Source organism: Pseudomonas sp. Z1-14, assembly GCF_051132005.1.
Classification (GTDB): domain Bacteria; phylum Pseudomonadota; class Gammaproteobacteria; order Pseudomonadales; family Pseudomonadaceae; genus Aquipseudomonas.
Genome location: NZ_CP071646.1, coordinates 208,380 through 219,008, shown reverse-complemented (window position 1 = coordinate 219,008; position 10,629 = coordinate 208,380). Strand labels below are relative to the sequence as shown.

General features: G+C 60.5%; 10 protein-coding genes. 2 read left to right on the top strand and 8 right to left on the bottom strand.

Going from position 1 to position 10,629, the window contains the following annotated elements:
- Positions 1-33: 33 nt before the first annotated feature.
- The 5 genes from J3P89_RS01050 to J3P89_RS01030 form a co-directional block, all read right to left on the bottom strand.
- The gene (locus J3P89_RS01050; RefSeq protein ID WP_434696486.1) at positions 34-1,131 is read right to left on the bottom strand and encodes a polyamine ABC transporter substrate-binding protein; all 1,098 of its coding nucleotides are present in this window, start codon (positions 1,129-1,131) and stop codon (positions 34-36) included.
- Positions 1,132-1,315: 184 nt separating this feature from the next.
- The gene (locus J3P89_RS01045) at positions 1,316-2,413 is read right to left on the bottom strand and encodes a polyamine ABC transporter substrate-binding protein (RefSeq protein WP_434697940.1); all 1,098 of its coding nucleotides are present in this window, start codon (positions 2,411-2,413) and stop codon (positions 1,316-1,318) included.
- A 198-nt stretch (positions 2,414-2,611) separates the two neighbouring features.
- Positions 2,612-3,976, bottom strand: a complete 1,365-nt coding sequence (locus J3P89_RS01040) for an aspartate aminotransferase family protein (RefSeq protein WP_434696485.1) — start codon at positions 3,974-3,976, stop codon at positions 2,612-2,614.
- A 57-nt stretch (positions 3,977-4,033) separates the two neighbouring features.
- Positions 4,034-5,392 (bottom strand): glutamine synthetase family protein, encoded by a 1,359-nt coding sequence (locus J3P89_RS01035; RefSeq protein ID WP_434602179.1) that lies wholly within the window; start codon positions 5,390-5,392, stop codon positions 4,034-4,036.
- Between the two features lie 40 nt (positions 5,393-5,432).
- Complete coding sequence (locus tag J3P89_RS01030) at positions 5,433-6,209, bottom strand: gamma-glutamyl-gamma-aminobutyrate hydrolase family protein (RefSeq protein ID WP_434602180.1); 777 nt, start codon at positions 6,207-6,209, stop codon at positions 5,433-5,435.
- A gap of 278 nt (positions 6,210-6,487) precedes the next feature.
- On the opposite strand from J3P89_RS01030, the gene J3P89_RS01025 reads away from it, so the two are divergent.
- Both J3P89_RS01025 and J3P89_RS01020 read left to right on the top strand, forming a co-directional pair.
- Positions 6,488-7,864 (top strand): glutamine synthetase family protein, encoded by a 1,377-nt coding sequence (locus J3P89_RS01025; RefSeq protein ID WP_305498052.1) that lies wholly within the window; start codon positions 6,488-6,490, stop codon positions 7,862-7,864.
- A gap of 227 nt (positions 7,865-8,091) precedes the next feature.
- Entirely contained in the window at positions 8,092-8,724 is a 633-nt protein-coding gene (locus J3P89_RS01020) for a TetR/AcrR family transcriptional regulator (RefSeq protein WP_434696484.1), read from the top strand.
- A gap of 77 nt (positions 8,725-8,801) precedes the next feature.
- On the opposite strand, the gene J3P89_RS01015 is transcribed toward J3P89_RS01020, so the two are convergent.
- Genes J3P89_RS01015 through ssuC form a run of 3 tightly spaced genes read right to left on the bottom strand, consistent with a single transcriptional unit; the run spans position 8,802 to position 10,627 of the window.
- Positions 8,802-9,017, bottom strand: a complete 216-nt coding sequence (locus J3P89_RS01015; RefSeq protein ID WP_003177394.1) for a TOBE domain-containing protein — start codon at positions 9,015-9,017, stop codon at positions 8,802-8,804.
- A 24-nt stretch (positions 9,018-9,041) separates the two neighbouring features.
- On the bottom strand, positions 9,042-9,848 hold the full coding sequence (gene ssuB / locus J3P89_RS01010; RefSeq protein WP_434696483.1) for an aliphatic sulfonates ABC transporter ATP-binding protein: 807 nt from the start codon (positions 9,846-9,848) through the stop codon (positions 9,042-9,044).
- Complete coding sequence (gene ssuC / locus J3P89_RS01005) at positions 9,845-10,627, bottom strand: aliphatic sulfonate ABC transporter permease SsuC (protein WP_434696482.1); 783 nt, start codon at positions 10,625-10,627, stop codon at positions 9,845-9,847. Before ssuC ends, ssuB begins: the two co-directional genes overlap by 4 nt.
- Positions 10,628-10,629 lie beyond the last annotated feature (2 nt).

Below are 10,629 nucleotides of genomic sequence, written 5' to 3'. Positions count from 1 at the left end.
GGGCGAACCTTGGAAAAGTTAGAGCGCTTGACGCTATTTACCCGACTTGACCTTGGTCCAGCTGCGGGTCATGAGTCGTTGGATCTTGGGCGGCAACTCGGAATTGACGTAGAGCTTGTCGACGACCGCTTGCGGTGGGTAGACCGCTTCGTCGGTGCGTACGTCCTGGCTCATCAGTTCGCCAGCCTTCGGGTTCGGGTTGGCGTAACCAACGACGTCGCTCACCTGGGCGATGACCTCAGGCTTGAGCAGGTAGTTGATGAACGCATGGGCCTGCTTGGCGTTGCTGGCGTCGCGCGGGATCGCCAGCATGTCGAACCAGAGGTTGCCGCCTTCCTTGGGAATCACGTAGGCGATATCGACGCCCTTGCCGGCCTCGCTGGCACGTTCGCGGGCCTGGAAAATGTCCCCGGAGAAACCGGCGGCCACGCAGATCTCGCCGTTGGCCAGATCCGAGATGTACTTGGAGGAATTGAAGTAGGTGACGTAAGGCCGGATCTTGAGGAGCTGGGCCTCGGCCTTCTTGTAGTCTTCGGGGTTCTGGCTGTTGGGGTCCAGGCCCAGGTAGTTGAGCATGGCCGGGATCATTTCGTCGCCCGAGTCGAGGAACGAAACGCCGCAGCTGGAGAGCTTCTTGATATTTTCCGGTTCGAACAGCATGGCCCACGAGTCGATTTTCTCGACGCCCAATACCGCCTTGACCTTCTCGACGTTGTAGCCGATGCCGTTGGTGCCCCACAGGTAAGGCACGGCATATTGGTTGCCCGGGTCGTTTTTCTCCAGGCGCTTGAGCAGCACGGGGTCGAGGTTGGCGTAGTTGGGCAATTGCGCCTTGTCGAGTTTCTGGAACGCACCGGCCTTGATCTGCTTGCCCAGGAAGTGGTTGGACGGCACAACCACGTCGTAACCGGTACGACCGGCCAACAACTTGCCTTCCAGGGTTTCGTTGGAATCGAACACGTCGTAGACCGGCTTGATCCCGGTGGCTTTCTCGAAGTCCGCCAGGGTGGTCTCGCCGATGTAGTCCGACCAGTTATAAATATGCACGGTGGAGGCGGCCTGGACACCGACGGCGAGCGTCAGGCCGGCACCGACCAGCAAAGCGTTGCGTAACAAAGAAAAGACAGGCACGTGGAGGTCCTCTTAAATAGTTGGGCCCAAGTTGCCCCCGTTACCGGGCAACGAAATGCCCTGCAACAAAACCGGCGCGCAACTTACCCTCGATAAACCGATCCAGCAAAACTTTTAGTTATTTAATTGCGCCTGTTGCCGCCGCCGTGACGACGCCGGCAACAGGAGATTGCTTCAAGCCGGCTTATTTACCGGATTTGATCTTGGTCCAGCTGCGGGTCAGGATCCGCTGGGTCGCGGCCGGCTGGTCGGCAATCGCGTAGAGCTTGGCCTTAACTTCGTCCGATGGATAAATGCTCGGGTCACCGGAAATTTCCTTGTCCACCAGTGGGGTGGCGGCCTTGTTGCCGTTAGGGAAGCGCACGTTGTCGGTGATCTCCGCCATGATTTCCGGCTGCATGATGAAGTTCATCCACTTGTAGGCGCCTTCGACGTTTTTGGCATCCTTGGGAATGGCGACCATGTCGTAGAACGAACCGGCACCTTCCTTCGGAATGGTGTAGGCCACTTTCACCTTGCCGCCAGCCTCGGCAGCACGGCTCTTGGATTGCTCGATATCACCCGAGTAACCCACGGCCACGCAGATGTTGCCGTTGGCCAGGTCCGAGATGTACTTGGAGGAGTGGAAGTAGCCGATCGATGGACGCAGCTTGAGGAACAACGCTTCGGCCTCGGCCAGTTGCTTCTTGTCCTGGCTGTCGGTCGGGTAGCCGAGGTAATGCAGGGCCACCGGAATCATTTCGGTCGGCGAATCGAGGAAGCTCACGCCGCAGCTCTTGAGCTTGGCGATGTTCTCCGGCTTGAGCAGGGTATCCCAGGAATCGATCTTGTCGACGCCCAATGCGGCCTTGACCTTCTCCGGGTTGTAACCGATGCCGATGGTGCCCCACATGTACGGGAAGGCGTGTTTGTTGCCCTGGTCGCTGGCATCACCAACGGCCTTGAGCAGGTCGGTATCGAGGTTTTTCCAGTTCGGCAGCTTGGACTTGTCCAGCTCCTGATAGACATCGGCCTTGATCTGCTTGGCGAGGAAATTGTTCGACGGCACCACGATGTCATAGCCGGATTTGCCCGCCAGCAGCTTGGCCTCCAGGGTCTCGTTGCTGTCGAAGACGTCGTAGACGACCTTGATCCCTGTCTCCTTCTCGAACTTGGCGACCGTGTCCGGCGCAATGTAGTCCGACCAGTTGTAGACGTGCAGCACTTTGTCGTCCGCCTGGACGGCGCCCGCCATCACACCCGCCAGGGACATGGCGAGGAGGGTCTTGCCAGCTATCTTCATACCTAATGTCTTCATGCCTATTGCCTTCATGAAAAAGTGCTCCAGTTATTCTTCTTGGCCACGGTTCAGTAGCCGGCTCTCTGGCAACTTGAACAGCAGGGGTAGTCTGGCAAGTTACAGGGCAGGCTTTCAACACAAGCCCAGCCTTTATTCACACCGGGCGAGGCCCATGTCGGCACCTCGCACAGAGCCTAGCACTCAGCCTTGCAGCGCACCGAGCGTCAGGTCCAGGCATTGCCGCGCCTTGGCCACCAATTCGTCGATCTCGGCCTTGCTGATCACCAGCGGCGGCGCAATGATCATGGTGTCGCCCACTGCGCGCATGATCAGCCCGTTATCGAAGCAGAACTGCCGGCAGATCATGCCCACGCCCTTGCCTTCGTAGCGCTTGCGCGTGGTCTTGTCCTGGACCAGTTCGATCGCCCCCAGCAAACCGACGCCGCGCACTTCACCCACCAGCGGATGGTCGTTCAGTTCCCGCAGGCGCTGCTGCAAATACGGTGCCGTTTCGCTGTGGACGCGCTCGATGATCTTTTCTTCGCGCAGGATACGGATATTTTCCAGGGCCACCGCAGCGGCCACCGGGTGACCGGAGTAGGTGAAGCCGTGGTTGAAGTCACCGCCTTCGTTGAGCACCGCGACCACATCGTCGCGCACGATCAGGCCGCCCATGGGGATGTAACCCGAGGTCAGGCCCTTGGCAATGGTCATCATGTGCGGTTTCAACCCGTAATGATCGGTACCGAACCACTCACCCGTGCGGCCAAAACCGCAGATGACCTCGTCGGCCACGAACAGGATGTCGTATTTGGCGAGGATTTCCTTCATGCGCGGCCAGTAGCTGTCCGGCGGCACGATCACGCCGCCGGCGCCCTGGATCGGCTCGGCAATGAACGCACCGACGTTGTCGACGCCGATCTCGAGGATCTTTTCTTCCAGCTGATTGGCGGCCCAGATGCCGAACTCTTCGGGGCTCATGTCGCCGCCTTCGCCAAACCAGTACGGTTGGGCGATGTGGACAATACCCGGGATCGGCAGGTCGCCCTGCTCATGCATGTAGGTCATGCCACCCAGGCTTGCGCCAGCCACGGTCGAACCGTGATAACCGTTCTTGCGGCTGATGATGACTTTCTTGTTCGGCTGCCCCTTGATCGCCCAGTAGTGGCGGACCATACGCAGCATGGTGTCGTTGCCTTCGGAGCCGGAGCCGGTGAAGAACACGTGGTTCATGCCTTCCGGGGCGATGTCGGCGATGGCCTTTGACAGTTCCAGCACCGGCGGGTGGGCGGTCTGGAAGAACAGGTTGTAGTACGGCAGCTCGCGCATCTGTTGGCTGGCGGCGTCCGCCAGCTCATCGCGGCCGTAGCCGACCGCCACGCACCAGAGGCCGGCCATGCCGTCGAGGATCTTGTTGCCTTCACTGTCCCAGAGGTACACGCCCTTGGCGTGGGTGATGATGCGCGGGCCTTTCTCTTTGAGCTGTTTGAAGTCGCTGAACGGTGCCAGATGGTGATCGCTGCTCAGGGCCTGCCATTCACGGGTTTGCGGGTTGTTGCGGGTCATGCGGATTCTCCTTTTATTCCATTGGGGGCGGGGCTTTCGGTGGCCCCGCCCGGCGCATCAGACGGCAAAGAGCAGGAATTCCCGCTCCCACGAACTGATGACGCGCTTGAAGTTTTCATGCTCGGCCCGCTTGACCGCGACGTAGCCCGTGATGAATTTCTTGCCCAGGTACTTCTCGATGGTGGAGCTGTTTTCCATGCGCTCCAGGGCATCTTCGATGGTCAGCGGCAAACGCAGGTTCCGGCGCTCATAACCACGGCCGACTACCGGCGCGCTCGGATCGATGCCCTCGACCATGCCGATGTAGCCGCACAGCAGGCTGGCGGCAATCGCCAGGTACGGGTTGGCGTCGGCGCCCGGCAAGCGATTTTCCACGCGACGGTTCTGCGGCCCGGCGTCCGGAACCCGCAAGCCCACGGTGCGGTTTTCTTCGCCCCATTCGACGTTCACCGGCGCCGAGGTGTCGGGCAGGAAGCGGCGGAACGAATTGACGTTGGGGGCGAACAGCGGCAGCAGCTCGGGGATGAATCTCTGCAGGCCACCGATGTGGTGCAGGAACAGTTCGCTCATGGTCCCGTCTTCGTTGGAGAAGACGTTCTTGCCGGTTTCCTTGTCGATGATGCTCTGGTGCAAGTGCATCGCACTGCCCGGCTCGCCGGTCATCGGTTTGGCCATGAAGGTGGCGGCCACATCGTGCTTGAGCGCCGCCTCGCGCATGGTGCGCTTGAACACCAGGATCTGGTCGGCCAGCGACAGTGCATCGCCATGACGGAAGTTGATTTCCATCTGCGCGGTGCCGTCTTCGTGAATCAGGGTATCGAGGTCCAGTTCCTGCAATTCGCACCAGTCATAGACGTCCTCGAACAACGGGTCGAATTCGTTCGCCGCTTCGATCGAGAAAGACTGGCGACCGGTTTCCGGGCGACCGGAACGGCCGATAGGCGGTTGCAGCGGAAAGTCCGGGTCGTCGCTGCGCTTGGTCAGGTAGAACTCCATCTCCGGCGCGACAATCGGCTGCCAGCCCTTGTCGGCGTACAGCTTGAGCACCTTCTTGAGCACGTTGCGCGGTGACAGCTCGATGGGGTTGCCTTGCTTGTCGTAGGAATCGTGGATCACCTGGGCGGTGGGCTCGATGGCCCAGGGCACCAGGAAGACTGCGTTTTCGTCCGGGCGGCAGATCATGTCGATGTCGGCGGGGTCGAGCAGTTCGTAATAGATGTCGTCTTCGACATAGTCGCCCGTTACGGTCTGGAGCAGAACGCTCTCGGGCAGGCGCATGCCTTTTTCGGCGATGAACTTGTTGGTCGGCGAGATCTTGCCCCGGGTAATGCCGGTCAGGTCGCCAATCATGCATTCGACTTCTGTGATCTTGTGGTCTTTCAACCAATCGGTGAGCTGGTCGAGGTTGTTACTCATAAATGCCTCTAGGCGTGAGTTTCCTGACTGCTATTAGTCGTCAGGCGTTGTTTGACGCATCGGCGTCGCGTTGTGTTGCCCTTGCTCGGCAGGCATCGCCAAATGCCTGGAAAATCGCAAGGTAGTGCGGGTTGGAGCCTACCGCCCATTCAGGGTGCCATTGCACTCCTAAAGCAAAAGCCTTGCCTTGTACCACCGAGACGGCTTCGATCAAGCCATCCGGCGCCAGCGCTTCGGCCCGCAGCCCCGAGGCCAGGCGCTCGATGCCCTGGCTGTGGATCGAGTTGACCTCGACCTGCGGCGGCAGCCCCAAAGACGCGAGGATACCGCCAGGCTGGACATGCACGGCATGGGCAGGACCATATTGGACCTCTACCGGCTGGGTGTCGTCTTCACGATGATCGATGAAGGTTCCGACTTCATGAACTTTCTGATGCAGGCTACCGCCAAAGGCAACGTTCATTTCCTGGAAACCGCGACAGATGCCCAACACCGGAACGCCCGCGTCGACCGCTGCGCGGATCAGCGGCAGGGTAATGGCGTCCCGTGCAGGATCATGAGCGGTGCCTGGCGCGCTGGCCGGGCCCTGGTAGTGAAAAGGTTCTACATTGGAAGGGGAGCCGGTAAAAAGAATACCGTCCAGGGCGTCCAGAATATCGGACGGGGAGAACAGATCCGCCAGGGACGGGATCAGCACCGGCAAGCCCTTGGCGGCCGTTGCGACAGCCCGCGCATATTTGTCGCCAGTGGTGTGATACGCATGCAGACCGATCTGCCTGGAGCAGGTGGTGATGCCGATTAACGGCAGGCGAGACATGAAGCACCCCGGTATTATTGCTGTTATGGGTTTGAATCGAGCTTAGCCTTGTTCATTTTTTTACACAACACCCCCGTAAAAAATACAACACGGCCCGCTCAAGCCTGCGGGGGACAAGCCCTTCAAAGGGAAAAAAACGCCCCAAATTGCCTCAAAAAAGCCCCGCAGGTGCTTTTTTAGGGCAAAAAAGGCCCTGCTTGACTTCGGCATGCCGTTCGGGTTGACTGGCTTTCGAAGAGATCAATGATTGATATTTTTAACAACAAAGGTGTTGCATCATGTCGGTACCCCCGCGTGCCGTTCAGCTTAACGAAGCGAACGCGTTCCTTAAGGAACATCCTGAGGTTCTGTACGTTGACCTTCTGATTGCGGATATGAATGGTGTGGTGCGCGGCAAGCGCATCGAACGCACCAGCCTCCACAAGGTTTACGAGAAAGGCATCAACCTGCCGGCCTCTCTATTTGCCCTGGATATCAATGGCTCGACGGTGGAAAGCACCGGGCTGGGCCTGGACATCGGCGATGCCGACCGCATCTGCTATCCAATCCCCGGCACTCTGAGCAACGAACCCTGGCAGAAGCGCCCCACCGCGCAACTGCTGATGACCATGCACGAGCTTGAAGGTGATCCGTTCTTCGCCGACCCTCGCGAAGTCCTGCGCCAGGTCGTGACCAAGTTCGATGAACTGGGCCTGACCATCTGCGCGGCATTCGAGCTGGAGTTCTACCTGATCGACCAGGAGAACGTGAACGGCCGTCCACAACCGCCCCGCTCGCCAATCTCCGGCAAACGCCCGCACTCGACACAGGTCTACCTGATCGATGACCTCGACGAATACGTCGACTGCCTCCAGGACATCCTGGAAGGGGCCAAGGAGCAAGGCATTCCCGCCGACGCCATCGTCAAGGAAAGTGCCCCGGCGCAGTTCGAAGTGAACCTGCACCATGTGGCCGACCCGATCAAGGCTTGCGACTACGCGGTACTGCTCAAGCGGCTGATCAAGAACATCGCCTACGACCATGAAATGGACACCACCTTCATGGCCAAGCCGTATCCAGGCCAGGCGGGCAACGGTCTGCACGTCCATATCTCGATCCTGGACAAAGAAGGCAAGAATATCTTTGCCAGCGAGGATCCCGAGCAGAACGCCGCGCTGCGTCACGCGATCGGCGGTGTGCTCGAGACCCTGCCCGCGCAGATGGCGTTCCTCTGCCCGAACGTCAACTCCTACCGTCGTTTCGGCGCACAGTTCTACGTGCCGAACTCGCCGACCTGGGGCCTGGACAACCGCACCGTGGCCTTGCGCGTGCCGACCGGCTCCGCCGATGCCGTACGCCTGGAACACCGTGTCGCCGGCGCCGATGCCAACCCGTACCTGTTGATGGCGGCGGTCCTGGCGGGCGTGCACCATGGCCTGACCAACAAGATCGAGCCCGGCGCGCCGGTCGAAGGCAACAGCTACGAGCAGAACGAGCAAAGCCTGCCGAACAACTTGCGCGATGCCCTGCGCGAACTGGACGACAGCGAAGTCATGGCCAAGTACATCGATCCCAAGTACATCGATATCTTCGTGGCCTGCAAGGAAAGCGAGCTGGAAGAGTTTGAACACTCCATCTCCGACCTTGAGTACAACTGGTACCTGCATACCGTTTAAGCGGTTGCGGTAGAAAGGAACGCCGCAGGCCTTCAGGGCTGCGGCGTTTTTTTATGGCCGCCTTCGGCGGATCGCGAGCAGGCTCGCTCCCACAATGAACAGTGCAACACATGGATGAGTTGATTGGCGCAAAATTTCTGTGGGAGCGAGTCTGCTCGCGAAGGCGTTCTGGCAGACAACACAAATCTCGACTCGTACAATGCCCGGCAGCCCCGCAGGAGAGCTTCATGACACGCAACGCCACCCCTCGCAAACCCCGCGCCCGCAGCCAGGCCCGGATCGACTCGATCCTCGATGCCGCCCGCACGCTGCTCGCCGCCGAAGGCGTGGCCAGCCTGTCGATCTACAGCGTCGCCGAGCGCGCCGGGATCCCGCCCTCCTCCGTCTATCACTTCTTCGCCAGCGTCCCGGCCCTGCTCGAAGCCCTGACCGCCGACGTCCATGCAGCCTTTCGTGCCTGCCTTCAAACACCGATCGATCATGCAGCGCTGAACCATTGGCACGATCTGTCGCGGCTGGTGGAGCAACGGATGCTGGTGATCTACAGCGAGGACGCCGCCGCTCGCCAACTGATCCTGGCCCAGCATGGCCTGACTGAAGTCACCCAGGCCGACCGCCAGCATGACCTGGAACTGAGCGAGCTGATGCACACCGTCTTCGCCCGCCATTTCCAACTGCCGCCCTTGCCTGCCGATGTCGACGTGTTCGCCTTGGCCATGGAACTGGGCGACCGCGTCTACGCCCGCTCGGTACACCAGCACGGCCAGATAACCCCGCGCATGGCCGAGGAAGGCATGCGTGTGTTCGATGCGTACCTGGGGCTCTATCTCCCTCCGTTTCTGCCCAAGCGCTCTGATTGAGTCGTTCCCACGCAGAGCGTGGGAACGAAAAAGCCCCGAAGGGCTCAAGCCATCCGGGGCTGCAGGTCAAGCATCGTTCACAACTTGGCGATAGACACCTCGGTGGATTTGACGAAGGCAATCACTTCGCTGCCAATCGCCAGTTCCAGCTCCTTGACCGAGCGGGTGGTGATGACCGAGGTAACGATGCCCGAGGCGGTCTGCACGTCGATTTCCGACAGCACGTCGCCTTCGACGATTTCCTTGATGGTGCCTTTGAACTGGTTGCGTACGTTGATGGCTTTGATAGTCATGATGTCGTTCCTGTCTGGATGAAGTTATTGCGCCCAACGCAGTTGCGTGGGCAAGGGTGAAACGGGTTCGGGTTCCGGCGGTTGGCCGGGCAAGGACAGCACGCGGTTGAGGACTTCGGTTTCCAGGCTCGCCAGGCGATGCGAGCCGCGGGCACGAGGGCGCGGCAAGTCGATGGCCAGGTCGAGGCCGATCTGGCCGTCTTCGATCAGGATCACCCGGTCGGCGATCGCCACCGCCTCGCTGACGTCGTGGGTCACCAACAGCACGGTGAAGCCGTGTTGCTGCCAGAGACGCCCGATCAGTTGCTGCATTTCGATCCGGGTCAGCGCATCGAGCGCGCCCAGAGGTTCGTCCAGCAACAGCAGGCGCGGTTGATGAATCAGCGCCCGGGCCAGGGCCACCCGCTGTTTCTGTCCGCCGGACAACGCCGCCGGCCACTCGTGTGCACGATCAGCCAGGCCCACGGCATCCAGCGCCTGCAACGCTTGTGGTCGCCAGTCGCCCTTGAGTCCGAGGCCAACGTTGTCGATGACTCTTTTCCAGGGCAGCAAACGCGCCTCCTGAAACATCAGGCGCGTGTCTTCCCGCGCAGCGCTCAACGATGCCGAACCGGCCAGCAACTCACCGCCCGAAGGCTGATCGAGGCCGGCCAGCAAGCGCAGCAAGGTACTTTTGCCGCAGCCGCTGCGACCGACCACCGCGACGAACTGCCCGGCCGGGATATGCAAGTCGATGTCACGCAACACCTGGCGCGAACCAAAGGTCTTCTGCAGATTGCGCACCGCCAGCGGGATACCTCGCAGCAGGCGCGGCGGTTGTTGGGCGGTCATGCGACACCTCCCTTGTTCACCTGATAGGCCGGATGCCAGCGCAGCCAGACGCGTTCAAGCCCGCGAGCAGCAAGGTCGGCCAGTTTGCCGAGCACGGCGTACAGCAGAATCGCCAGCACCACCACGTCGGTCTGCAGGAATTCCCGGGCATTCATCGCCAGATAACCGATACCGGAGCTGGCCGAGATGGTTTCCGCGACGATCAGCGTCAACCACATGAAACCCAGGGCAAAACGCACGCCCATCAGGATCGAAGGCAAGGCGCCCGGCAGGATCACCTGGCGAAACAGGCTGAAGCCGGATAAACCGTAGCTGCGGGACATCTCCACCAGCGCCGGGTCGACATTGCGAATCCCGTGGTAGGTGTTGAGGTAGATCGGAAACAGCGTGCCCAGCGCCACCAGGAAAATCTTCGCCGACTCGTCGATACCGAACCAGAGGATCACCAGTGGAATCAGCGCCAGGTGAGGCACGTTACGCACCATCTGCACGGAGCTGTCCAACAGCCGTTCGCCCCACTTCGACAGGCCGGTGATAAAGCCCAGGGCCAGGCCGATGCCGCCGCCAATCAGGAAGCCGACCGCCGCGCGCCAACCGCTGATAGCCAGGTGCGTCCAGATTTCACCGCTGCGCACCAGGTTCACTCCGGCCTCGATCACCGCCACCGGCGCCGGCAGGATCCGCGTGGATAACCAGCCGGCCGATACCGACAATTGCCACACCGCCAACAACAGCAGGGGCACCGCCCACGGCGCGAGGTTGTGGATAAGTTTTTTCATCG